The organism is Clostridium sp., from assembly GCF_050717635.1.
In the GTDB taxonomy this organism is placed as follows: Bacteria; Bacillota; Clostridia; order Clostridiales; family Clostridiaceae; genus Clostridium_AD.
In genome coordinates, this window is sequence record NZ_JBOITO010000013.1 from 509,065 (window position 1) to 535,301 (window position 26,237).

The following is a 26,237-nucleotide window of genomic DNA, read 5'->3' on the forward strand; positions in this document are numbered from 1 at the left end:
TAAAATAGAAACTTTTTATCTGTAGATAAGGTTTTATTAATCAATAATTATTGTTAGTTGATGAATTTAACTAAATGTGGTAAAATATATAGTAAGTAAGGTAATTAAAATGGTAGATATTTAAAGTATTATTGACATATAAGGAGGAATTTGGGAATGAAAACAACAAAGTTAAGAGATAATATATATTGGATTGGGGTAAATGACCCGAAGCTCAGGGTTTTTGATATTATAATGGAAACCAAAAAAGGAACTACTTATAATTCATATATAATTGATGATGAAAAAGTAGCTATAATAGACTCAGTTAAAAATGGTTTTTTTGATGAGTCATTAGGTAAAATAAAAGGGGTTATTGGAGAGAGAAAAGTTGATTACATAATTGTTCAACATACAGAACTAGATCATAGTGGTTCTTTAGCTAAACTTTTAGAAGTTTATCCAGAGGCTGTTATTGTTGCCTCTACAGCAGCTATAAACTATTTAAAAGAGATTATTAACAAGGATTTTAATAGTGAAAAAGCAGTAGGAGAACTTTGTTTAGGAAAAAATACTTTGAAATTTATTTCTGCACCAAATTTACATTGGCCTGATACAATGTTTACATATGTTGTGGAAGAAAAAATACTATTTACATGTGATGTAATGGGTTGTCATTATTCACCAGCAAATTGTATAACAGATGCTTGTTCTGGTGATTATTTTGATGAAATGAAATACTATTTTGATGTTATAATGGGGCCTTTTAAAAAGTTCGTAAATATGGGTCTGGATAAAATCAAAGATTTAGAATTAGATATGGTAGCACCAAGTCATGGACCTATACATGTTGATGACATTAAAATGTATGTGGATCTTTATAGAAAGTGGGCTACAATTCACGAAATAAAAGAAAAAAATATTCAAATCTTCTATGTTTCTGCTTATGGTAATACGGAAGCTATAGGTGAATATATTGCAACTTTGATAAGTAAAAAGGGCATAAAAGCCGAGGCTCATGAAATTACATCTATGAGTTTAAGTGATATTGTGGAATTAATTGAAAGTGCAAGTGGCATTATGATTGGTTCTCCTACTATTAATCAAGATGCGGTAAAGCCTGCATGGGATGTTCTATCTCTTGTATGTCCTATAACCAATAGAGGTAAGTCTGCTGCAGCTTTTGGTTCATATGGATGGAGCGGAGAAGGTGTTCCTATGCTTACAGAAAGATTAAGATCATTAAAGTTTAAAGTGGTTCCAGAAGGATTTAAATTTAAATTTGTTCCTGATAGCAAGGAATATGATGGGGCTAACAAATTTGTAGAAGAATATTTAAAACTTTTAAATTAGGAATTCACTATAAGTAATTTATGGATGATGTTGGAGGTGTTTTTTTGAATAAACAATATATTATAAATTTTTTAAAGCAAAATGGCTTAAGTGATTTAGCTGAAATCAAGTATAAAAATGATACCATTGCGCTAAAGTTTAAATATTATTATGATGAAATAGAAATGGAAGCCGCTACATCTTTTGCAAACGAGGAAGGGGATTTCAAGCAAAATAAAGAAGATTGGTACGAAGAATATTTTTTGCCTTATTTAAGTGATATTGCAGCAGATAATGTGGAAGACATTATGGAAGAATGCGCTGAAGAGTTGGGAATTGAATACGAATTCATTGGCTGTGATATATCAGAAGATGATTATGAATACAATGAATTCGCAGTAGTTTTTTATGGCAAAGATGCAGATATTGAAATTGATGATATCTTAATGCAATTAGATTTTTAATCTTCAAGCCGCTTTTTTTATAGTGGCTTGAATTTTATGATACTTAACTATAACTTCATCTAGTTGCTGGCTGCAACTTACAACTAGTTTATCTGTAGGTTTTCTAAAATTAAGTAACATATGTAGAATCATTCTTAAGGATTCTAGTTCTTTTTTTATCAGACGTAATTTAATATTCATATTTATACCTCTTATTCTTAATTTATTTTGTTCTGGGGAACAAATACATAATACCAAAATATACAAACAATGTAAAATAATTTTTAAGTCATTATAGTATAAAAAGCAACATAATGGGATATGATTTTAGCAATTAGACAACTATAATATGGTAAAATATACCAACTATCGACCTGAGCATGTTTAAATAAGCTAATTGTTATAATATGTAAATGACGAAAAAAGTCTTAAATTGCATATTCTATAATTGTATAAATTGAAATAAGGAGTGATATTATGGATGAATTAACTAAAAGAGTGAATTATCTTTATAAGAAAAGTAAAGAAGAGGGACTTACAGAAAAAGAAAAAACAGAGCAACAAGAATTAAGACAAAAATATATTGATAATGTTAAAAGAAATTTTAGATCTCAATTAGATACAATTAAAAAAGTTTAACACTTTAATAGGAGGAAATTATAATGTCTGTTACTATAGAGGAATTAATAGAGCATTTTGAATTAGAAGTTTTAGTGCAAGGTAGTCAGGGTAAAATAATAAATGTTACAGATATTAATAGACCGGGTCTTCAGATTGCAGGATTTTATAAGCATTTTGACAATAATAGAGTGCAACTCCTGGGCATGGCAGAGTGGAGTTTTTTAGATTGTATGGAAACAGATTTGAGAATGAAGAGATTAAATAAATACTTTAAATTTGATACCCCTTGTGTTATTTTTACTAGACATTTAGAGCCTCATAAGGAAGTTATCAAAGCAGCTCAGGAAAATGGACGATGGGTATTAAGAACCAAATTGATTTCTACAAGATTTATCAGTAAACTTACCAACTTTTTAGATACTAAGTTAGCACCTGAAACTAGGCTTCATGGCGTTTTAGTAGATGTTTATGGTATAGGTATATTATTAACTGGAGAAAGTGGCATAGGTAAAAGTGAGTGTGCATTAGAATTAATAAAAAGAGGGCATAGGCTCATTGCAGACGATGCAGTAGATATTAAAGAGATAGATGGTACGCTCCTTGGAAGTTGTCCATACATAACTACAGGAATGCTTGAGGTAAGAGGTATGGGTATAATAGATATTCCAGCAATTTATGGGACTAGTTCTCTTTTAACAACTAAAACTATTAGTATACTTATTTCGCTTAACTTATGGAATGAGAATGAAGAATATGATAGGCTTGGTATAGATGATGAATTTATAAAAATTTTAAATGTACATTTAAGAAAAATAACACTGCCAATTAGACCAGGCAGGAATATAGCAGTTATTATTGAAGCTGCTGCAGCTAATTATAGATATAGTTTAAATTCTAAGATAACCCCAGTTGAAACTATAAATATGCGAATAGCAGAAGTAACTAAAGCAAAAAAAGCTAAATAAAAACAATATGTTTTAGTATTTGTAATTTAACAGAATATTTAGTAGAATGGTAATGTAGAAATTATTTTCGTAAGGAGGAAATATGTATGACAGATGTTAAAAGTTTAGAGAAAAAATATGAAGTAGCTTGGGATAAGTATAGTAAAAGTGATATTGAAAAGGTGTTTGCATTATCTGATAGCTATATAGATTTTATGTCAAAATGTAAAACCGAAAGAGAGTGCGTAACAGAGGTTGTTCGACTTGCTGAAAAAAACGGTTACAAGAATATTGACACTTATATAAATGAAGGTAGTACATTAAAAGCTGGTGATAAAGTTTATGCAAACTGTATGGGTAAAACACTAGCATTATTTTTAATTGGTTCTGAACCTATTGAAAAGGGTTTTAAAATTTTAGGTGCTCATGTTGACTCACCTAGGCTGGATCTTAAACAAAATCCATTATATGAGGATGCAGATTTAGCTTTAGCTAAAACTCATTATTATGGTGGAGTTAAAAAATATCAATGGGTGACTATACCTTTAGCTATTCATGGTGTTGTAGTTAAGAAAGACGGCACCATAGTAAATATAGTAATAGGAGAAGATGAAAAAGAACCAGTAGTGGGAATTTCAGACCTTCTAATTCACTTATCTGCAGACCAAATGCTAAAAACTATGGCAAAAGGAATTGAAGGTGAAGATTTAAATGTGTTCATGGGAAGTATACCAGTAGAGGATAAAGATGCTAAAAATAGAGTTAAGTTAAACATATTAAGACTTTTAAATGATAAATATGATATAGATGAAGAAGATTTTGTATCTTCAGAACTGGAAGTAGTACCAGCAGGACGTGCTAGAAATTATGGACTGGATAGCAGTATGGTTATGGCTTATGGACATGATGATAGGGTTTGTGCTTACACGTCTTATCAAGCATTAATGAACATAAAAGAAACAGACAAAACTTGTATTGTTTTGCTTGTGGACAAAGAAGAAGTTGGAAGTATAGGTGCTACAGGTATGCAATCAAGATTCTTTGAAAATACAGTAGCTGAAGTTGTTAATTTAATGGGAGAATACAGTGATTTAAAAGTAAGAAGAGCATTAGCAAATTCTAAAATGTTATCTTCTGACGTAAGCGCAGCTTTCGATCCGAATTATCCATTAGTTATGGAAAAACGTAATGCTGCATATTTTGGAAAAGGTATAGTTTTCAACAAGTACACAGGAGCTCGCGGAAAAGGTGGATGCAACGATGCAAACCCAGAATTTATTGCAGAGCTTAGAGGAATAATGGAAAAACATAAAATTTCATGGCAAACATCAGAACTTGGTAAAGTGGATCAAGGCGGCGGTGGTACTATTGCTTATATATTAGCTGAGTATGGTATGCAAGTTATTGATTCAGGAGTTGCCCTTCATAACATGCATGCACCATGGGAAGTTGCAAGTAAAGCAGATATATATGAAGCTTTAAGAGCTTATGAAGCTTTCTTAATCGAAATTTAAAATATGAAAGTATTAAAACAAAGAAGGAGATGTGTAGACATCTCCTTTTTATGAGTCTAATGCATTTACAAAGGTAGCTAGCTCGTTATGGCTTAAGGAAACTGAACCAATAACACCATGAGAGGTATCGGAGGTTGTAATTCCATGAAAATCTGAACCAGCAGTAATTAAAAGGTTGTACTCTCTAGCTTTTGCTTTTAGAAGAGCTTTTTGTTTTTTTGAATTCTGTGGATATACGGCTTCGATTCCATCGAAATCAAAGCACAACATTTCATCTATAGAAGAATGTTTGATTAAAACAGGATGTGCAAGTACAACTATTGCATTATGTTCTCTTAAAAGACTAATACCATCGGCTGTTGAAATTTTCTTTGTTTGAACATATGCAGGACTGTCATTTGATAGTAAAACATTAAATATATATTTCCAGTCATATTTGTAACCAGCATTTATTATGGCTTTAGCTATATGAGGTCTAGCTATTACGCCCTTAGCTTCATCTGAAATTTGTTTATAGTCTAACTTTATATTAAAAAAAGTATCTAAATTTTCCACTATTTTTTTAGCTCTTATTACTCTATAATTAGCCATGTCATACAACAAATTCTGAAAGTTTGGATCTTTATACTTATCGTCTTTAAAATAACCTAAAATATGAATACTTTCATCATTGTGAATAGTAGAAAGTTCTATAGCAGGGATTACCCTTATATTTTTAATTACACCTTCTCTAATGGCTTCCTCAACATTTAAAGTAGTGTCATGATCTGTTATTGCAATAATATCTAAGCCATTTATAGAAGCTTCATAAATTAATTCCTTAGGGTTTAGTTTTCCATCAGATGCATTTGTATGAAGATGGAAATCACCTCGATTGTACATATAATCACCTCGATTATTTGAATTGTTATTTGTGTTAATGTTCCACTTATCATTTTACCTAATAATTGCAAAAAATAAAAGGGTTTTAGCCTTTTATTTCTTTTTTTATATTTTCTGCGAAGTCTTTAGCAGTTTCTTGAATTTGTGGAATATTAAAAATTTCTCCAGGATCGTTAGCGATAGCCATTTTAGAAAAATATGGTGGCAATCTAAAACCCTTGTTTATATTTAAGGCTCCAATTAATTGTTTACTTATAGAATCACTGCCAGAATTACCAGAAACAACTACTGCAAAAGTAGTTTTATCATAAAAATCTATTTTTCGATATAGCACAGTTAGTCTATTTATTACAGATGTTAAGTTTGCAGCAACTGCATCATTATAGTTTGGGCATAACCATATTATTGCATCAGATTCTTCAATGGAAGGGAGTACATCGTGAATCATGATTCCTCCATAAAAACATTTGTTTTCATTCCCATAGTGGGTACACATTTTATAAGAACACCCGTTACAGTCTAAAACTTTTCCGTTTTCTATTTGTAATTCTTTAATATCGTAATGGGAGAGATGTTTTGAGACCATATGCCATAAATCTAGTGTATTAGAAGTTTTATGTGGACTGGAGTACAAAACTAATATTTTGGGACTATTTATGGTAACTGGGCTATATTCAAGTAATCTAGTACCGAGCTTTGAACACATGGTTAAACAAATTTCTTTTACGGATAAATTCATTGTTTTTTGCCAACTGCGATAATTCCTAAGGGAAGATGTAGCTTCAACTACAGAATGTCCTATAAAAGAGCAGCCTAAGTTGTTTGCAAGATATATAATATCTTGACTTGTACGCTTTGTGCCATGTTCAGTATTACTATGAGCTAATATTCCAGCAGTAGAGCCGAGAAGACATTTATCACCTTTTTCATATAGCTTTGAGAAAAATTGTAGCATGGAAGTATCGCAATCTATATTTGTTATTTCAGAAGCAAATAGTATTTTTTTGTTTTGAAGATTAGGAATGTGGTTACAATCGTTAACTATAGTATAATATGTGTTTTTAGTAACTACGCTTATCATTTCTGAGAGCATAATAGATATATCACTACTTGGTATAATTACAAATAAATCTTTCATAAAACCCCCTTTTATATTCCACTAAGTAAAATTAAATAAATTCACTAAGAAGTTTATAGGTTGAATTTAGCTTACAAAGTAGTACTTCATTTAAGTCTAATGTTTCTAGCTCGATGCCAGAAGGCAGAAGTCTGTTTTTAGAGCCCATAAAAGTACCCCCAATAAATGTAGCACTATAATGCCACTGTGAATTAATAGTAGCAAGTATTGACAAGGCACCAGATGAAAGAGCTGGTGCAATATAGGGCTTAAAGCCTGTTGACCTAACTTCTAGGTTAGCAGTTTTTGTGCTATGGGTTAAAGCATCTGAAAGCTCTTCATTGTAGTTTACAATACTATCTGCTATTATAAGGCCTTCTCCATGTGGCCCAAAAGCTCTACCCTCATGAATATAATGTTTTGTACTTTCATTCTGAGATGCATAATAGCAGGCTCTAGCATTCATAACGCCCAGGCCATAGCCTCTAATTTGTTCTGGCGCCAGGCCCTTAAAATCCATAATAGAAGCATTATCTGTATTACTCTGATTAAGGGCTGCTTTGCAAAGTAAATCTACTGGATCTGATACTACAGCAAATAAACCTTTAAAGTTTTTTACGCGAGCAAGAGTAGCATAATGTTCTACAATTTTAGAATTACCTATAAATTGCATTAACCTCACATCCTCTCCTTCTTTTATAACCGCAGGAACTCCAACGGATACGCAAAAAACGAACATGTCACAATCAAAGACCTCATCTTCACTTAAGGAAATTATATCTATAGAATTTTCCTTCATATCTGGTGAGAGAATTTGACTAAGTTCATATTGGTAACGCTTAATCCGATTTGTATCTTTATCATAAAGGCCTAAGCTTTGAATCTTATCCATACCTAATAGTTTTAGTCCTGTAAGCAGAGTCCCACCAACATCCCCTAGACCTATTACATTGATTCTCCATTTTTCAGGTTCCGTGTAGGTTAATACATCTTCCCAGTTATAGAACTTCGTATTAAGTGCGGTAACCCTATTACTTAAAATAGCATCTTTTATCCACTGGGGAATAGTTACAATAGGAGCTGTTGGCTTAATAAGTAAATTTAAGTCTTCTTCCTTTAGAAAGAGAAAATTCTCATGGGAAACAGAAAAACTTCTCCTTCCTTGTTCTGGGTTAAGCTGGTTTAGAGCAAAAATCATACCCTTATATTTTTCTGCTTCACTTTCCGATATTTCTTCTAGATTATAATATTTATGGCAAGATATTAATAATTTTTCTTTGTATATATAGTAGAACATTTTAAAATCACCCTTTCTGTTAAAGTTTTATGTTTTTTCACTTAATCTATTTAAGAGTTCTAAATCATTTTCCAGGTAGTGAGAGGGAGATATATTTAAATCATACTGCATATCCACTCCAATATCAGGGCACCGTGGAACAGTAAAGACTTCTCCGAGAGAAGCTAAAGTTAAATTACGAGTATATAAAATATGGAATTCAATTTCTAAAGCTTTTAATAGTTCTATAGAATTTTCAATACAAACCTCCGATAATTCATAAAGACTCTTTAGCGGTACATTCCTTATGAAAATTGGACGAGTGTAAGGAAATATTAAATTAATTGAAGGAAGCAAGTTACGTTTGGGGTAAAAGCCTCTCCAAAGAGCATCTCCACCAATGAAGGGATATAAGGTATTCTCATTAAACCAAATTTTAAGCTTTGGTATAAAATAAACACTATCAACATCTCTGGTTTGCTTATCCATAAGGTCTTTTCCACGTCCTGATAGAATACCTGTAATAATTTTCTTAACATTTACTGACTCTTTTTTTAACAGTGGATCTATAGCTTTAATCCTATAACCTTTATGCAGTATATTATCTACTAGTATTACAGGTCTATTAAAGGATTTTATCATTTTAATTTGATGCTCTAGATTTAAGTAATAAGGAACTTCTGCGATATTAAATTCCTTAACATCAGGGCTAAAAAACTTTTCTGTATGCAGGGATTTAGTAACGGTATTAGGAACTAGGTATCTATCAAGAATATCTCCATAAGGTACACACATAGCATCACCGTTTTGTTTATTTTGATTTAAATAAGTAGAAACATTATTTTCCTTGCAAACCTTTTTTACCATTTGCTGATGAAGTACATCACTATCAAAAGATAATACAAGTTCACCAGGATACAAATTAGTAAGTACCTTTTGTAGGCGTTTTCTTGTGCTATTTATAACTTGTTTTATTCTTTGACTACTTCTAAAAGGTTCTTTAAGAATATTTTCTAAATCTAAATTTAATATACAAGGATTATTCATATCTACAACTAGAGCTGTTAAATTAGGTCTTGTTGTAAAAGTTTTTTTGAATCCATGCAAATATAAAAGTTCTATTAGTGAAGGGGCATATATATCTGTTAGGATTGGTTTGAAAATTGCATATTCATAGTCTCTAGATATTGCATAAGCTAAAGTTTCAGTAATAAGTATTTGCTCAAATATTTTATTCTTTTTCTTGTTGTTAATATACATTAAATCAATAAGGATAATTCTACCAGAGGCGTTTTCACGAACGTACATTGATAATTTATCATCGTCTAATTCTTTATATAGAACATTAGAACGAATCCAGTGCATTGATGAAAAACCTAAGATTTCATTAGTTTGGATATTTTTAATTACTACAATCTTAGGAGCGATTTTCTTTGAAAGCTCAGTTAAAATATCAAAGATAAGGGCTTTATCATCACAACAATCGGAGAGCTTTTTTATGAAAATTTCAGTAATCTCTGTGTCTGAAATAAACTCAATATCTATATGAGAAGAGGCCAAAGAAGGTTTTTCTTGTGGTTCCCTTTGATAAAAACCATTTTCATAAATATACTGCTGAACTAGCGGATCAACTAAACTTGAAATGTCTCGATTATTGTCAATATAGTTTCTTATTTGACTAGAGCTAATGTTTGCATAACTAGCAGGTAAATTTATATATTTAATTTCACCAAGTATTTTTTTAGAAGCTTCAGTTAATAGCCTGTTTTTTCCACGTTCAAGAATTATATGCGAAAAATTGTGTATAGAGAACTGCGTTACAGGATTTTTATAGCAACTTGAATTTAATATAACATCGCTTCCACCAACAAAATAAACGTCAGAACCACTAAAATTTTCTTTTAATATTTTTAAATCCTGTGGATTTGAAATATTAGTTTGAAACTCTTCTGGGTATATAAAAATATTTAACTCATCTGAGATGGACATACTTAGTAAATTTTTACGAAGTAAATTTGGTAAGGTTTTTTTTGACCAAGAAAATTCATCTACAGATAAATAAACTTCAAAATCCATATTTCTTATTGTTTTTGCAATGTTCTTATGACTAAGTGAAAAAGGATCAAAAGTGCCTGGGAAAAAAGCTGTTTTTGTTGGGAGAGGTATATCAATATTACCCACAAAAAAACTATAATCTGATATAAATCTATATATGTGATTAAGTGCAGCAGAATTTGTAAGAAAAAGCAATTGCTCTGATTTATCCTCAGCAATTAGTGTAAGAATTTTTTTTGATGTTAATCTAAATATAATACACTTTTCTTCAAAAGATAAAAGTTTAGAACCGAAAATATCTTTTCCAAAGGTACTTATAGCAGATTGTTTAACTTTTGTTTTATAATCACCTAGTCCATTTAAAAGAATTCCAAGCATGTTTAACATTCGCAGGTCATAATCTTCTGATTTTTCAACAAATCTACTTTTGTATTTTGGATAATTAGATAAACACACACCTATGGTCTTTAGGACCAAGGGCTTTACATTCTCAGTAGCTATCTTTATTTTTATTTTTAAATCATCAATAATTTCGTTTAATTCCCTAGGTTGTAGCCAAAGAAGTATTTCACCTAGGAAAGGCGGAATGTACTCAGTAAACCGGTGACCTTCTATTTCTAGTGCACGTAGAAGTTCTATTGCAACCTCATTTCGCTCAGGTAGTGATAAAAGTGGCATAAGTTTATGTATAGCAACGCCAGCTCTATTACGAACAGCTTCAACAGCGCTTACTTTAAGTAAATTACAAAAATGAATAGCTGTGTGCATGCCTGTAGTAGGGGCTTTGTACATAGTATAATTTAAAAGTAAATCTATTTGATTTTTCTTTTTAATCCAATCAGTTGCTGTTTTCAAATTGCTTAAAAATATGTCAGGTATTTTTGCATAATCTTGCTCACAATATCTGTAAAAAACAGGAATAAAAGTTTTCATATCAAGCAGTGTAAAAATTCTAAGTCTAAGTAAATTCTCTGTAGGAATTTTACTTTTGGTATAGAGATTGTTAAAATGTATCTTTAAATTATCCTTTAAATAATTTTCTTTTGGAAGCTTGATTATTATGTCATTTATAATTTGTAGTGCAGATAGTCTTAGAATACTGCTTTTTTTATTTGTCATTGAAATTATGTAATTAAATACTACGCCTAAGTTGTCATCATATGGATCCATTGGAATATATTTTGCAGTTTCAAGTAGAAATAATTGAGTTTCTGTACTGGTAAAACGTGCTGAATCATAATATTTAATAATAATATCCCTGTAGGTAGATAGCATACTTTTCCTACAATTTTTAAATAAGGCATTAACCATAATTCTAGTGCTGTAACCCATCCATGTTCTATGACTTGCAATTATCTTATGACTCGGATAAAGTAGCAAATTAAAATATTCTACGAATAAGTCTGGGCTTGTTATGTTAAAATTTTGTATATTTACATCTTTAGGAATTTCCTTATTATAATCCTCATCAAAAATAGCAATGAGTACCCCAATAAGCTCAGCACAATGACGTCTAATATCATCTTCAGAATGAGTTAGATTATCGAAGAGAAATTTAATAGTCTGTAGCTTTTGTTTTTGAGTTAAATAGGTAGAATATTCTTCGAATACCCTTATATATTGTCTTAGATTTTTCCAGTGTTTTTCACTTCTAGCTTGCTCTAATATTTCATTTAGGGAGTATTCATCACGTAGCATATACATTAAATTGATATTGTGATTTATAGAAAGATATTTAAAATTTTGAACTATCTCATTTCCTTGCATTAAAGAAAAGATTGGAGATTTTTGAATGGTTATATCTTCTTTTTTGTCTAAGGAAGTGTTAATACCAATACTAATTAAATAATCCTCAAAATCTTTTAATTTAGCATATACTCGTCTATATCTTTTTTCCTTTTTTTCGTCAACATTTTCTAATTTATCAAGGATAACCTTAAAAGATTTATCTAATGGAAATATATTCATAGCTATGGTTTCACCAGTTGCATAATTTTTAACTCTAAAGTCACAATATATTAGTATTAGTGATTCTAGTGAAAGATTTTCAATTTCTAAATCCCAGGTGGAATGGTTTATTGCAATATTCCTAATGTAGTTTATGTTATGTTTTTTAAACCATTGATCAGTGTAATAATAATGCAAATGAGGAACTCTTTTAAGTTCTTCTCCTATGCAACCATATTTACCGATATCATGGCCCGCAGCAGCTCCTGAAACTCTTCCTAAATCTATTTGAACATCTTTTTCCTTAAGTTGTCTTGCAATATACAGCGATAGATAATGTACCCCACAAATATGATCAAGGGTGTTATATTTAAAAACCTCACCATTTAATTTCATCATTTCATAGATGAAATCACTTTTGAAAGCCTTAATAAATCTTAAGTATTCATCGTTATTTTCTAGATTTTCTATTTCTGCTTGAAGCAAGAAATTCATAGCGTAGTTACTCTGCCAGGAATTGTCGTTATAACCTTTTTGAACTGCACATACAATTCTAAGAACTGCTAGGTATAGTTCACAGGCAGGATATAAGGCTACATCAAGCGCTATGGTTACGGCCTTTGGAAAGGATTTGTTTAACGTGTAATTATATAAATAAGAGAGTGCGTCTTTTGGGAATTCTTCTTTGCACAGGTTACCTATCACATTTTTACAAATTAAAAAAGTTCGAGTGCATGTGAAATCCTTTAAATCTATCATAGCTTTTACGTTTTCTATATAGGATGGACTGGATAAAAAAATTTCAATAAGAGCTTTTGGAATGCCATTGTTTTTTAAAAAAATTGGATTTAATAATTTTCCTGATATTCTCTGATTAATTTCTTTAAAATATAAAACTTTCATGTGAGCCTCCTTGTCGTTATCTGATGATAATAACGTTATTATCTCTACTGTTATCTATATTGAAAATTATATACTTTAAATGTGATTATTTATAGGGGATAATGAACATTTTGTAAAAAAAAATACCTTAGTTAGGTATAAGGTATTTGCATAGTCCATAGAGATTATAGGCTTTATACATTTTACTTGTGTCTATATAATCCATTTTGTAGTCACCATCAAAGGGATATATAGAAATGAAATTTTCATTATAGAGATTTATTATATATTTGTTTTTATTAAAGCTTACAAAAATCTTATATAAGGGCTTTTCTGGTAAGTCAGCAGGCTTTTCTATAAAGTTATCATTTTTTAATGAATTAAAAAAATCAGAGAAGATAGATAAGTCTTCCTGGGAAAAATTCTTTTCTTTATAAAAGTTCATGTATAGAGCATAAATTTCTGTTGGCTTTTCTGTAGATAAATCACTCATTAATAAACTGGTGTAATGATAATTATTTGGTTTATTTTTACTGAACATATTTTTATTGATTTTATAATTACAGCCAAATAGGCTTAAAGATAAAAAAGCACACATTAGTATCAAAACATATTTTTTCACATTTAATCACATCCTTTAATAGTCTTGTAAATAAAATATGTTGCACAATTATTTTTTAGTACAAAAAAACATATATTAACCTATTTTAGGAATATTTTTTAGTCTAGTAGTTCAGAATAGAAATAGAAAGTATAAAGAATAATAAGGAGAAGTTATGAGAGTTGGTGTACCTAAAGGATTATTATATTACAAATACTACCCTTTTATAAATAGGTTTTTAATTGAATTAGATGCAGAAGTAATTACATCTATAGATACAAATAAAAACATTTTAAATGATGGGGTTAAATACTGTGTGGACGAGGCATGTCTACCTATAAAAATATTCCATGGACATATAATAGATATTAAGGACAAGTGTGACCTATTAATTATACCTAGGATTATGAGGGTCCGCCCGCGGGAATTTATATGCCCCAAATTTTGTGGGCTTCCCGAAATGATTTTATATAGCGTGCCTAATTTGCCAAAGGTAATGATAGAACCTATTTACGCTACTAGCGAGAAGGAATTATATAATTGGTGCAAAAAACTTGGAGGGATGATTACAAAGGATAAGAAAAAGATAAAAGTAGCATTTAGTAAGGCCTTAGAAGAACAGAGAAGTTTCAAATTTGGTATTAAAGATGAAGGATATAAAAAAAATATTGCCTTAGTAGGGCATCCATATAATCTTTACGATACTTTTATTAATATGAATATAGTAAAAAAATTAAACAAACTGGGGGTAGGAGTTATAACAGAGGAATATGTAGCGGAAGAACAGATTGAGGAAGAGGTAAAAACTCTTTTTAAGAGGCCCTTTTGGACTTTCGCGGCTAATTCTTATGGATTTACAACTAGTATAGCTAAAAATAGCGGAATAAATGGTGCTATATACATATCATCCTTCGCTTGCGGAATAGATTCTGTGATACTTGAGCTTATTCAAGATAAAATAGAGGATTTTCCTCTTTTAGTTTTAAAAGTTGATGAACATACTGGTGAAGGCGGTCTAGATACAAGAATTGAAGCTTTTATTGATATGATTGAAAGGAAAAAAAATAATGAAGATAACATTTCCACATTTAGGCAACACACATCTTGCAGCTAAAGCACTATTTGATGGACTTTCAATAGAGTGTATAATTCCACCTTTTAGTAGTAGTGAGGCACTAGAGCTAGGTTCAAAGTTTTCACCTGAAGAGATGTGCATGCCATATAAAATTATGATGGGCAATTATTTACAGAGTATAGAGATGGGAGCAGATACTGTAATTCTCCCTGGAAGCTGTGGTCCTTGTAGATTTGGTGAGTACTGCGAATTACAAATTAATGCACTAAAGAAAATAGGACACGATTTAACTTTTGTTGTAATAGATAGTCCTTTTGATGTAGGTAAAAATGAATTTTTAAATCGCCTTAAAAAGATTACAGATAATAGTACAAAAAGTAAAGTTGAAAGAATTAAAGCACTAAAGATAGCCTATGATGTAAATGAGCTAATAGAAAAAAATGAAGCTGCAGCACATTACTTAACAGGCTTTGAAATAAACAAGGGAGAATTTAAGAGACTTTTAAATGAATGCAAAATTGATGCAGCAAAAGCAAATTCTCCATGCCAAATGGTAGATATACTAAAAGATTATAACAAAAGAATAAAAAATATTACTATTAACAAACATAAATCTCCCATAAAAATTGCTATCATCGGTGAAATTTACACAGTGATTGAACCTTTTTCTAATCTTTATATAGAAGATAAACTTATGGATTACGGTGTAGCAACTAAAAGGATGCTTACTCCTAGTTGGTGGGTTAAAGATGCATTACTTAAATGTGTGAATCTTAACTCTATAGGTATAAGAATAGCATCTAAAGAATATCTACAGCATTATATTGGTGGGCATGCTAGGGAATGTATAGGAGAAGTACTGCTTGCAGAGAAAGAGAATTTTGATGGAGCAATTCAAATTTTTCCAATGGGATGTATGCCTGAAATTGTAGCCAAGGCTATTTTACCTGCAATTTCAAATGATAAAGATTTTCCAATAATGACTTTGGTAGTAGACGAAATGACTGGAGAAGCGGGATACGTTACTAGAATAGAAGCATTTATAGATATGCTAGAAAGGAGAAAAAATAATGTACTATATGGGAGTTGATGTAGGATCTGTAAGTACTAATGTTGTACTATTAGATAATACACTAAAGGTTGTTGATAAATTATATCTAAGAACAAAAGGCAAACCAATACTTGCAATTCAATATGGGCTTAAAATTTTAAGCGAAAAATATTATAATAACGAAATAAGATCTGTTGGAACTACAGGCAGTGGAAGACATATGGCTTCTTTTTTAATAGGTGCTGACATAGTAAAAAATGAAATTACAGCTCATGCAGTTGCAGCTCTTCAAATTGATAATGAGGTAAAAACCATATTAGAAATTGGAGGGCAAGATTCAAAGATAATCTTGCTTAAAAATGGTATAGTTACAGATTTTGCAATGAACACTGTATGTGCAGCGGGTACAGGGTCTTTTCTTGATAGGCAGGCAGAAAGGCTGGAAATACCTATTGAAAATTTTGGAGATTATGCATTAAGGTCTAAAGCACCTGTAAGAATAGCTGGTAGATGTGCAGTATTTGCTGAGTCGGATATGATACATAAGCAACAGCTTGGATACAAAGAGCAAGACATAATAGGGGGCCTTTGTGAGGCGCTAGTAAGAAACTATCTTAGTAACGTAGGAAAAGGAAAACAAATTAAACCTAAAATATTTTTTCAAGGTGGGGTTGCAGCTAATAAAGGAATTAAAGTAGCTTTTGAAAAATCCTTAGGAGTAGAAATTTATGTTCCAGAACACTATGATGTAATGGGAGCTATTGGGGCGGCCATACTTGGAAAAGAAGAACTAGCCAAAAGTGGAAAAACAAACTTTAAAGGTTTTGAAACAGCAACTAGTAATTTTGTGCCTAAAAGTATTGAATGCCATGATTGTGGTAATAATTGTGAGGTAATTGAAATAAAAGATGGAGAGAAAACTGTAGGCTGTTTTGGAGATAGATGTGGTAAATGGAGTAATAAGATGGTGATATAGATTATACAAATAACTATTCAATTGCTTAGAAATAAGTTCTTTAATAGTTATTTTTTTAGAATTTAACCATTATATGTTGCAAATGGTCTTATTATGTATTATAATTGTAACTAAATGACTTAAGAAAAGGGTGGGGAATATGGGTATTCAAATAGAACTACTAAGAAAAAAATTAGAAAAGTTAATATCAGCGGCTGATAGCCTTGTAGATAGTGAGATCATTTATGTTAGTGAGCAATTGGACAAGCTTATTGTTCATTATTATTTATATGAATATAAAGTATAATAAAAATTATGTGCATCTTTTGTGCATTTTTTTTATTTTTGAAACATTTCATATACAACCGTTAAAATAATGATTGTCTCAAGCTGATTTGTAATATAGCTACATTAGTAATATACTTATCATATTACAAATATTCTGAAATATTTCAAATAAAGTTGCAAGGAGGAAATATGAAGCTTTTATTTTTTATATTAAATAAAACAGAAAAATTAGATGAGGTTTTAACTGAACTTGCACGCATTAACATCAGCGGGGCCACGATTTTGGAAAGCGTGGGTATGGCTAGATTATTAAGTCATGCACATGATGAAGGTGAAATCCCTTTTTTAGGATCTCTTAGAGCATTTTTAAATCCTGAAAGAGAAAAAAGCAAGGTAATATTTGCAGTTATAAAGGAAGAGAAGTTAGAAGAAGCTGTCAGTGCTATCGAGTCTGTAGTGGGGGACCTTTCACATGAAGATACTGGTGTAATTTTTAGTGTGCCAATTGATTTTACGAAGGGGATTAGAAAAATTGGAAAGTAAAATAATAATTGAAGTTGCTATAATACTGTTTGCCGGAATACTTTTTGGTAGGCTTGCTAAATTCATAAAACTTCCCAATGTAACGGGTTACTTAATTGCTGGACTTCTACTGGGACCTTCTTTTTTCAACTTTCTTCCGGCTAATATGGTTAACGGTTTTTCTGTTATATCAGATGTAGCACTTGGCTTTATTGCTTTTTCAATCGGAAGTGAGTTCAATTTAAGCTATTTTAAAAAAGTTGGAATTTCACCTATAGTAATAGCCATAGCAGAGTCTTTTGGAGCGATTATACTCGTAACCATAACTTTAATTATTTTTGGTTTTGACATAAAGCTTTCAATATTATTAGGTGCAATTGCAGCTGCTACGGCTCCAGCTCAAACTATAATGGTTATAAATCAATATAAAGCTAAAGGACCATTAACATCAATGCTTATGAGTGTTGTTGCTATAGATGATGCTGTTGCTCTTATTGGATTTGGATTTGCTACCACCATAGTAAAAATGATGTCTTCAAATATTAACACTAATATTATTTTGTCAATATTAACTCCTATATATGGAATATTAATATCCTTTATTTTGGGAGGAATCGCAAGTATTCTTATGAAGTTAATATTCCGATGGTTTAAAAAATCATCAAATAGACTTTGCATTATTATTGCATTTATATTAATCACGTATTGGGTAGCTGGATTACTTCAGGGATCTCCACTACTAGCTTGCATGGCGCTTGGTGGTGTGTTTGTTAATATATATGAAGATATTGATAGTGTAATTAAAATTACAGAGAACTTTTCACCTCCAATTTTCATGGTATTCTTTGTTATTTCCGGAGCGGGTTTTAAAATTTCTGCACTAGCTGGAATAGGGGTCATTGGACTTTTATATGTTATTATGCGTATTATTGGAAAAATAGCTGGTGCGTGGTTAGGTGGAAAAATTACTAAACAAGATGATAAGATATGTAAATATCTAGGACCAACACTTATGCCACAAGCAGGAGTTGCATTAGGATTAATTGTAGTTGCTGGGAATCTTATACCGGAATATGCAACGCAAATTCGGGTTATTATATTATGTTCTACATTTATATACTCTATAATAGGTCCTATTGCCGCAAAAATAGCATTAGAAAAATCAGGAGAAATTGTAATTCCACATAAAATAATTCATAATTCAAATGCATAAGATATAGAGAAAATAAGGAAGGGGCAAGTAGGGTGTTATTCACTACTTGCCCTTTTTGAGAAGAAAAGCGTACCAAGAATCCCACTAAGTATCATAAATCCACCTAACCAGAATAGCCAGATAAAAGGTTTTGTTGTATATTTTAAACTTTCAGTAATTATGGTATCTCCTAAAAGTTTATGAATAGTTGTAGTTTTTCCTAAAGGGATTTTCAATAAATTTGTTTTCATTAAAATTCCCTCTTCACTAAAAACAGAAGATGTAATACTGCCAATTATAAGCAGCAAAACTCCAATGTGAGAAATATGTGCCCATATGTTTTTAAAAGTACTTACAAACATTATTTTAGGGATAAGTGGAAGCATCACTATCCAAAGTATAATTAACCATGGGAAGGATGAAAAAGCTGTTGCGGCAGAAATAATAATTATTAAAATAGTATTTATGATTATTATTTTTAGAAAATTCACTTCAAATAAATTACGCATGTAAACCGTAAAAAGAACTGAAGAAAAAATAGCAAAACTGAGTGCTACTGGAGTATAAAAACTAATTTCTGTTGAAATTCCAGAGAAAATAGGTAAGACAGTTCCAAGCAATATATAAACTGCAAAAATATATATAATATAACGGAATGCTGATAAAGTCTTTGCTTTGTTAACCTTAACCTTAATTTTAATACCATTTCTCAGCTTGTCCTTTAATAGAGCCACTATTAATATTAAAACCGAGAGTATGAATACTATTAAGAGTGGTAATGATATCGAGGATGAGGCATAAGAATGTACTGATGTATTTTGTAAAATTCCACTTCTTGCTAAAAACGTACCAAAGATAGCTAAAATAAAAGGAATCATAGCAAGCTTATGAGATATTTTTTTCTTATGAACGATTGCAGTTAAAATAAGAAAGGGAACCAAAGCTGCATTTTCAATAGGATCCCACGCCCAGTAACCACCCCATCCTAGTGCACGGTAAGCCCACAAACTTCCGGAAAATATTCCAGCCCCAAGAAATAGTAAGGACGCAATTACCCATTTTCTATTAATTTTTCTAAAACTTTGAGAAAATAACACTCCCATTGCAGAGTATCCTATAAATACAAGAGGTGGGTGAATTACCATCCATGGATCCTGTAGTGCTATATTAAGTCCATTTCCTTCCGTTGGTATATAATTCATAAGAGAAAATGGAGCACTTGAAAGAGCTAAGATCAAAATGATTGTACTTATCAAGGTATAGATAACATAAGACTTACGCTCACCACGTGCCAGTAGATTAATCCACATTGCAATCATTGCCCACAAAAGAAAAGAACCCTCCTGTCCTGCCCAAAGAGCTGAAATGCGGTAAATTGGTTTTAGCGACTTTGAAATATGATTAAATACATAAGCATATTGAAAATTGAAGGTAAATTGATAATAAATAAGGAGTAGCATAGAAGCCGTTATACAAAATATAGAACTAAATAAAAATAGATTTACCCAAAAACTTGCAAATTTTTTTTTATGAAAGAATAAACTTACAATTATATTTCCTAAACTCATTATTAAAGCAATAACAAGCAATAATTCACCTAGATTCATTTTTAATCCACTCCTTTATATCCGTGTATTTTTACATCCCCCTTTTGCTCATGACATGCTGAACATTTTCTAATAAAATCAGGTACACCATAAATTTTTATAGGTATTTGATTGTCTAACTCTAATGTAGATGGCCATTCTGCATGTGGGCTATTGTGGCAGGTCTCACAGGTAATAAAATCATTCATTGCCAAAGGTCCATTCTGAAGGTATGACTTACTGTATAATGTATTAGTATTAGGTGCATAATTTACCCCATGACAATCACCACAATTTGGCTCATTAATCCATGGCTGTCTACCTTGTTTTTGAGAACTAGAGACGGTCTCCATATCTCCATGACATTTGCTACTACTGCAAGTATATCCTGCGGCTGCCATAACTCCTCTATTACATTTAGTTTCAACACCTGGATGACAATTATAGCAAGTATTCTCAAGGCTTGACATTGTCATTTTAGAGGCATGATAATCGTGCATTGCAAGTGAAAGACTTTTAATCCCTTCTTTCCCCTTAGCATTTAATGCATTATCTTGATGACATTCATTACAACTGTGTGGTGTGCCGTTTATTGAATCATCATAAAGTTTTGTGCCTTTATTTTTATCGTGAGATTTTAATATATTAGCATTTGTATTAGTTTTTCCATGGCAATTGCTGCAGAGCATTTCAGTTGAAACTGGTGCAACAACTGCATCTTCTACGGCTATAACCTTCTTAGTTATTGCACTTTTCACTGTAATAGTTACGGTTTGATATGGATTAATAATTTTGCTTCCATCATTGTAAGGTGTTATGGGAATATATTCTGCTTCATAATATTTTTTATCCACAGATAGTTTGCATGTTCCGCTTAAGTAATTACCAGTAATACCTTCATTAGGCTTTAAATTATAACCATAAGCTTTTGCATAATCCCAAAAATTAACCTTATCAATAGAGGAAGTATTATTATTAACTGCATACTCTACTATTACCCCACCATTTATTAATTTGGCTTCTTTTACGCCTTTTTCAAATACTTGTACACGAATTGTATTTGCTGGAGGAAGTATCATAAAAGATGAGTAATCAGACTGAATACAGTGCATACCACTATCATTGTAAGCTAGTATAAGGTATTCTTTGTCCCTTTGTAATATAGTTGTAGTGGATTTTAAAATACTACTTGCGGCCCAAAGTATAATAAAACATGCGGCAACTAAAGGAATTGGTTTTAATAACTTTTTTATATCTAAAGTAATAAAAACTCTCAAAATTTTACTCCTTTAATATAGTAATCATTTAATTATATTAATAAATCTAAATATTAATTCATAATTATTTTTACCTTTATTATTATAAAATTTATAAAAGAATATAAAATGCCTATTATAACCAAGATAATTGATTATAATAGGCATTTTTGATCTAATTATTTAAAAATTATGCTTTTATAGCCCAACGCAATTTAGCACAGCGAGCACGACCATTGGTATTACATTCTTGTGATGATGGTCTTATAGGACCTGGAGCTATTTCACTATAGACACCTTCACGGAAAAAACGCTTAAAAGATTTTTTTACAAGACGATCTTCTCCTGAATGAAATGAAAGTATAGCAACGCGTCCACCCTTTGCAAGGGTATCAGGAAGCTTTTCCAGAAATTCATATAACACTTCAAATTCACTATTAACATCAATTCGTAACGCTTGAAAACACCTCTGACAGGTTTTTTTAATAACATCATTACTATTATTTCCTGGAATGAATTTAAGAGCCTCACTTATAATTTGTTGAAGCTGAGTTGTTGTTGATATGTCTATTCCTTTTTTAATTTTGGAAATAATAGCGCGGGCTATTGGTGCAGCATTTGGCTCATCTGCATTTTCTATAAGCATACCCTCTAATTCATCTACCGAAAGAGTTTTTAGACGATCCGCGGCAGATTGACCTCTATTAGGATTCAGACGTAAGTCCAGTGGCCCTTCACTCTTAAATGAAAATCCTCTTTCAGGATTGTCTATTTGCATTGAAGAGACACCTAAATCTGCCAATATAAAATTTAGTGGCCCTGATTCTAAAGCAATTTGATCTATATCGGAAAAATTCATTTGTTTAATCGTTAAAATTTCGGAGCCATAACCTAAGCTCTCTAAACGCTTTTGGGTGCGAGGTAATTCAACAGAATCTACATCGATTGCATACAAGTGCCCCTTTGAGTTTAAACATTTAAGCATCTCTAAACTATGACCACCATAACCTAGTGTTACATCGAGTCCTGTTTGACCAGGAGTAATTTGTAAAAATTCTAATATTTCTTTTACGCAAATTGAACGGTGCATACCAGCAGGAGTACTGCCTTTTTGAATAACTTTTGCCACAGTATCAGCATATTTTTCTGGTTGAAGTTCCTTATATTTTTCTTTAAAAGATCTAGGGTTAGTGCCTTTATATCGAACACGCCTTTGATGTTTTTGCTCTTGATTATCCATTGTTCTCCACCTTCTTTAATAACTTTTCGTAATGTTCTTACAAATCATATAATATCAAATAGAATTCATAAAAGCAAATTCACAAAAGTGGAACTTTGCTGTAATCTTATTTCACTTCAATAAGTTCAAATTCTTGTGAAATTAATCTTAAAAAAAATTTCCATATTATCTTTACAAATTTGTATAATTTCAGTATTATTAACTGGGTTGCAATATTATTTTTGAATTTATAGTTCCAATTAGGACAATTCCGTAATAAATAATAATATTAAATAAGATTGCTATCGCCACGTATACTTATTAATAAAATTAATCGAAAATTAAATAAAGAATATGGAGGGTTAAGCATGAAAAATATTAAAAAAAGTTTGGTTCTATCAGGTGTTTTCATACTAGCTATAAGTCTTGCTGCGTGTAAGGGAAACGAAACATCACCTGAAGTGATGGTGAAACCTACAAAGAATACATCGCCTGAAGTGATAGTAGAATCTGCAAAAAATACAGAAGTGAAAAATTCTGAGATTGCGAAAAAAGCAGACTTTACTTACAGTATTATTGATGAAATTTATACAGAGAAGGGAATCACAATAAAATTTCCACAGCTTAACAAGTCAAATAATGAAGCCAAGGTGGATTTAGTAAATAAAACAATTCAGGAGTATATTAAAATGAAATTGGATACACTTAGGATGGGGCAAGAGGATATGGATGCTTTTTCTATGGATTTAAAATATGAAATCACAGATTACAAGAACAAAGTAATTAGCATTGTCTATCAGGGAACCTCTAATTTTGAGAAATCTGCTTATCCAGTTAATATATATTACACGCAAAATATTACATTGGGTGAAGTTGATACCTTGATTTTAAAAGATATATTTGTTATTGATGATAAGTTTGTTGAAGCCTTCAAATCAGGTATTTATTCACCTTCTAGAGATGATTTAGATTTAGAAAAATCCGGTGTTAATCTTAAAGAAACAATTGAAAGTCAATATTCTAACGAAGATTTAATTAATCTTTTAAAAACACAAGAAGTAAATTACAAGTTAACTATGGATGGGGTTATAATAAGTATTGAAGTTCCGCATGCTATTGGGGATCACCTTGAGATGGTAATTCCTTATAAGACAGTGGAAGAAAATATGATTAAAAGTAGCCCAGTGTGGAAAGATTATTTATTTGTTAAGTGAGCATAAAGGTTTTAGTTTTAAAATCAAAAATTTAAACATATTATAAACTAGTTATTATGTTTAAATTTTTGATGAAAGGTATAAATCGATATGGTGAATTTTGATTTAAAAAAGCTTTTTAAAAGTAAGGGTACAGGAAATGTTATTATTTTAATAGCTTCAATTATACTAATATATTTACTTATTTCTTTATACTTTTCTAAGTATTCCTTTTTTAATACAGTGATAAATGGGGTAGATGTGTCATTAAAAACAAAAGAGGATATAAAGGATATAATAAGGAGTAATGTTAAAGATTATAAGTTGCAGTTAACAGAAAGAAATGGTGAAATTGAAGAAATAACAGGACAAGATATAGGAATGGAATACAATGAAAAAAATAGTATTGATAGTGTTTATCCAGGGCAAAGTTCTTTTAAATGGATAGTTTCATTGTTAAAGGAGCAAAAATATTATGTTGAGGATTTATTTATTTACAATAGTGATAATTTAAAAAATAAGATAAATGAATTAAATTGTTCAAATACAGATATTATACAACCTCAAAATGTAAGCTTTAAGTATAAAAATGGTTCCTATACAATTATTGAAGAAGTATATGGAAATAAGATAATTAAAGGTAAATTATATGAAGATATAGAAATGAGCATACTAAAAGGAGTAAGAAAATTAGATTTAAATGAAAGTCATTGTTATGAAAATCCAAGATACACTTTAAGTTCTGATAAAACTTTTGAAACCAAGAATTTACTAAATGAATATGTGAAAGCAAAGATTACTTATAAATTTGGGAGTAAAAACGAAATATTAGATGGAAATATAATAAGTAAGTGGCTTGGCGTTGATGAAAATTTAGAAATGGTAATAAGTAAAATAGCAGTTATGAAATATGTTAAAGAACTGAGTATAAAATATGATACTGTTGGAATATCAAGAAATTTTAAAACATCTATAGGGAAAATAGTAGAAGTTAGTGGGGGGATTTATGGATGGGCAATTAATCGTGAGGCTGAAACAGAAGCATTATTAGAAAATATAAAACTTGGTAATGTACTTGAAAAAGAACCTATATATACTCAGAAGGCTTTATATAGAGCGGAAAATGAAATAGGCAATACTTATGTAGAAGTTAATATAACAAGACAGTATTTATGGTTTTATAAAAATGGAAAGATAATAGCGCAAGGTTCTGTAGTAACAGGAAATCCAAATAGAGGACGTTCTACTGTCCTTGGAACTTATATGCTTAATTATAAACAAAAGGGGGCAATATTAACTGGACAAGGTTATGAAGCACCAGTAACTTATTGGATGCCTTTTTTCGGGAATACAGGAATACATGATGCAAGCTGGAGATACTCTTTTGGAGGAGAAATATATAAGAGCAGAGGAAGCCATGGATGCATAAATGCTCCAATATACTTAGCTAAAACAATTTTTGAAAATATAGAAGAGGGAACTCCGATTATTTGTTATGAAGAATAGAGAAATAAGCTAACTTTACAGTTAGCTTATTTATGTGTTTTTTTGTAATTAGAATGTACTATAATAAGGGTAAATTAAAAATACTAAGGAGGGACACATCATGAAAATTAATACACAAGACGATGTAGTTAAGCAGAATTACGTAAAGTATCCTTTGGTGTTTGCAGCAGTGAAAAAGTTAGCTAAGGCAAGTGCACCTATAATTATAGCAATTGAAGGTAGGTGTGGTAGTGGTAAAAGCTCTCTTTCAGTATTACTTTCAGAGGAGTTTGACTGTAATGTCTTTCATATGGACGACTTTTTCCTTCCCTTTGATATGAAAACAAAGGACCGTTTGGAACAACCGGGTGGCAATGTACATTATGAGAGATTTGAAGATGAAGTTCTTAAATCACTACAAAATCGGGAGGCTGTTACTTATCGAAAATATTCATGTTTGAAAGGAGCACTAAGTAAACCTATCCATGTAGAGCCTAAAAAAATCACTATCGTTGAGGGTGTTTACTGTCTGCATCCTACCCTTGCGAAGTATTATGATTATAGAATTTTTTTGGATTTAAGTTCGCAGGCTCAGTATGAGCGCATTCAAAAGCGCAACGGAGAAGAGATGCTTCAAAATTTTTTAGATAAATGGATTCCCATGGAGGAATATTATTTCTCAACACTGAATATTAAAGATCAATGTGATATTGTAGTTGATACCACCGTTTTGTGGAAATAGCTGTATACTTTTTTACGTTTATTACGTCCATGGACTAAACAGTCTCCCATAAATTTAAATTCTTATTATTTACATTTCAA

General features: G+C 30.9%; 23 protein-coding genes. 14 read left to right on the forward strand and 9 right to left on the reverse strand.

The features are described 5' to 3' along the window. Positions 1-156: 156 nt before the first annotated feature. Positions 157-1,332: an FprA family A-type flavoprotein gene (locus ACREWB_RS08335; protein WP_431546992.1), complete on the forward strand. Its 1,176-nt coding sequence runs from the start codon at positions 157-159 to the stop codon at positions 1,330-1,332. 44 nt (positions 1,333-1,376) lie between these two features. Then, complete coding sequence (locus ACREWB_RS08340; protein WP_431546993.1) at positions 1,377-1,775, forward strand: hypothetical protein; 399 nt, start codon at positions 1,377-1,379, stop codon at positions 1,773-1,775. A 3-nt stretch (positions 1,776-1,778) separates the two neighbouring features. On the opposite strand, the gene ACREWB_RS08345 is transcribed toward ACREWB_RS08340, so the two are convergent. Beyond that, the gene (locus tag ACREWB_RS08345; protein ID WP_431546994.1) at positions 1,779-1,955 is read right to left on the reverse strand and encodes a Spo0E family sporulation regulatory protein-aspartic acid phosphatase; all 177 of its coding nucleotides are present in this window, start codon (positions 1,953-1,955) and stop codon (positions 1,779-1,781) included. Positions 1,956-2,231: 276 nt separating this feature from the next. Between ACREWB_RS08345 and ACREWB_RS08350 the strand changes: the two genes are divergently transcribed. The 3 genes from ACREWB_RS08350 (at position 2,232) to ACREWB_RS08360 (ending at position 4,833) form a co-directional block, all read left to right on the forward strand. Then, positions 2,232-2,393 carry a DUF896 domain-containing protein gene (locus tag ACREWB_RS08350; protein ID WP_431546995.1) on the forward strand — a complete coding sequence of 54 codons (162 nt, stop codon included), beginning with the start codon at positions 2,232-2,234 and terminating at the stop codon, positions 2,391-2,393. Positions 2,394-2,416: 23 nt separating this feature from the next. Further along, positions 2,417-3,340, forward strand: a complete 924-nt coding sequence (hprK, locus tag ACREWB_RS08355; RefSeq protein ID WP_431546996.1) for an HPr(Ser) kinase/phosphatase — start codon at positions 2,417-2,419, stop codon at positions 3,338-3,340. Between the two features lie 86 nt (positions 3,341-3,426). Further along, positions 3,427-4,833, forward strand: coding sequence for an aminopeptidase (locus ACREWB_RS08360; protein WP_431546997.1), 1,407 nt, complete (start codon positions 3,427-3,429; stop codon positions 4,831-4,833). A gap of 48 nt (positions 4,834-4,881) precedes the next feature. Here the strand turns inward: ACREWB_RS08360 and ACREWB_RS08365 are convergent, their stop codons facing one another. The 5 genes from ACREWB_RS08365 to ACREWB_RS08385 form a co-directional block, all read right to left on the reverse strand. Then, positions 4,882-5,715: a PHP domain-containing protein gene (locus tag ACREWB_RS08365; protein WP_431546998.1), complete on the reverse strand. Its 834-nt coding sequence runs from the start codon at positions 5,713-5,715 to the stop codon at positions 4,882-4,884. A gap of 85 nt (positions 5,716-5,800) precedes the next feature. Then, positions 5,801-6,853, reverse strand: a complete 1,053-nt coding sequence (locus ACREWB_RS08370) for a flavodoxin family protein (protein ID WP_431546999.1) — start codon at positions 6,851-6,853, stop codon at positions 5,801-5,803. Between the two features lie 31 nt (positions 6,854-6,884). After that, complete coding sequence (locus ACREWB_RS08375; protein ID WP_431547000.1) at positions 6,885-8,129, reverse strand: lactate/malate family dehydrogenase; 1,245 nt, start codon at positions 8,127-8,129, stop codon at positions 6,885-6,887. 27 nt (positions 8,130-8,156) lie between these two features. Beyond that, complete coding sequence (locus tag ACREWB_RS08380; protein ID WP_431547001.1) at positions 8,157-13,013, reverse strand: cytidyltransferase; 4,857 nt, start codon at positions 13,011-13,013, stop codon at positions 8,157-8,159. Between the two features lie 127 nt (positions 13,014-13,140). Next, a complete protein-coding gene (locus tag ACREWB_RS08385) occupies positions 13,141-13,614 on the reverse strand; it encodes a DUF4883 family protein (protein WP_431547002.1) in 474 nt (157 codons plus the stop codon). 154 nt (positions 13,615-13,768) lie between these two features. On the opposite strand from ACREWB_RS08385, the gene ACREWB_RS08390 reads away from it, so the two are divergent. From ACREWB_RS08390 to ACREWB_RS08415, 6 genes are all read left to right on the forward strand, one after another. After that, positions 13,769-14,707: an acyl-CoA dehydratase activase-related protein gene (locus ACREWB_RS08390; protein ID WP_431547003.1), complete on the forward strand. Its 939-nt coding sequence runs from the start codon at positions 13,769-13,771 to the stop codon at positions 14,705-14,707. Continuing rightward, entirely contained in the window at positions 14,661-15,758 is a 1,098-nt protein-coding gene (locus tag ACREWB_RS08395) for an acyl-CoA dehydratase activase-related protein (protein ID WP_431547004.1), read from the forward strand. The genes ACREWB_RS08390 and ACREWB_RS08395 overlap by 47 nt, the downstream gene beginning before the upstream one ends. Continuing rightward, positions 15,739-16,695 (forward strand): acyl-CoA dehydratase activase, encoded by a 957-nt coding sequence (locus ACREWB_RS08400; protein WP_431547005.1) that lies wholly within the window; start codon positions 15,739-15,741, stop codon positions 16,693-16,695. The genes ACREWB_RS08395 and ACREWB_RS08400 overlap by 20 nt, the downstream gene beginning before the upstream one ends. 139 nt (positions 16,696-16,834) lie before the next feature. After that, positions 16,835-16,981: a Spo0E family sporulation regulatory protein-aspartic acid phosphatase gene (locus ACREWB_RS08405; protein WP_431547006.1), complete on the forward strand. Its 147-nt coding sequence runs from the start codon at positions 16,835-16,837 to the stop codon at positions 16,979-16,981. A gap of 170 nt (positions 16,982-17,151) precedes the next feature. Further along, positions 17,152-17,505, forward strand: coding sequence for a P-II family nitrogen regulator (locus ACREWB_RS08410; protein WP_431547007.1), 354 nt, complete (start codon positions 17,152-17,154; stop codon positions 17,503-17,505). Then, positions 17,495-18,697: a cation:proton antiporter gene (locus ACREWB_RS08415; RefSeq protein WP_431547008.1), complete on the forward strand. Its 1,203-nt coding sequence runs from the start codon at positions 17,495-17,497 to the stop codon at positions 18,695-18,697. Before ACREWB_RS08410 ends, ACREWB_RS08415 begins: the two co-directional genes overlap by 11 nt. 35 nt (positions 18,698-18,732) lie before the next feature. Here the strand turns inward: ACREWB_RS08415 and ccsA are convergent, their stop codons facing one another. The 3 genes from ccsA to rsmH form a co-directional block, all read right to left on the reverse strand. After that, positions 18,733-20,283: a cytochrome c biogenesis protein CcsA gene (gene ccsA / locus ACREWB_RS08420; protein ID WP_431547009.1), complete on the reverse strand. Its 1,551-nt coding sequence runs from the start codon at positions 20,281-20,283 to the stop codon at positions 18,733-18,735. Between the two features lie 2 nt (positions 20,284-20,285). Further along, positions 20,286-21,539 carry a hypothetical protein gene (locus tag ACREWB_RS08425; RefSeq protein ID WP_431547010.1) on the reverse strand — a complete coding sequence of 418 codons (1,254 nt, stop codon included), beginning with the start codon at positions 21,537-21,539 and terminating at the stop codon, positions 20,286-20,288. A 169-nt stretch (positions 21,540-21,708) separates the two neighbouring features. Next, a complete protein-coding gene (gene rsmH / locus ACREWB_RS08430; protein WP_431547011.1) occupies positions 21,709-22,758 on the reverse strand; it encodes a 16S rRNA (cytosine(1402)-N(4))-methyltransferase RsmH in 1,050 nt (349 codons plus the stop codon). A gap of 347 nt (positions 22,759-23,105) precedes the next feature. On the opposite strand from rsmH, the gene ACREWB_RS08435 reads away from it, so the two are divergent. The 3 genes from ACREWB_RS08435 to ACREWB_RS08445 all read left to right on the forward strand — a co-directional run bounded on the left by ACREWB_RS08435 (position 23,106) and on the right by ACREWB_RS08445 (position 26,157). Further along, entirely contained in the window at positions 23,106-23,951 is an 846-nt protein-coding gene (locus tag ACREWB_RS08435) for a hypothetical protein (RefSeq protein ID WP_431547012.1), read from the forward strand. Positions 23,952-24,041: 90 nt separating this feature from the next. Continuing rightward, positions 24,042-25,436, forward strand: coding sequence for a L,D-transpeptidase family protein (locus ACREWB_RS08440; RefSeq protein ID WP_431547013.1), 1,395 nt, complete (start codon positions 24,042-24,044; stop codon positions 25,434-25,436). Positions 25,437-25,536: 100 nt separating this feature from the next. Beyond that, a complete protein-coding gene (locus ACREWB_RS08445; protein ID WP_431547014.1) occupies positions 25,537-26,157 on the forward strand; it encodes a uridine kinase family protein in 621 nt (206 codons plus the stop codon). The last annotated feature ends 80 nt before the right edge of the window (positions 26,158-26,237 follow it).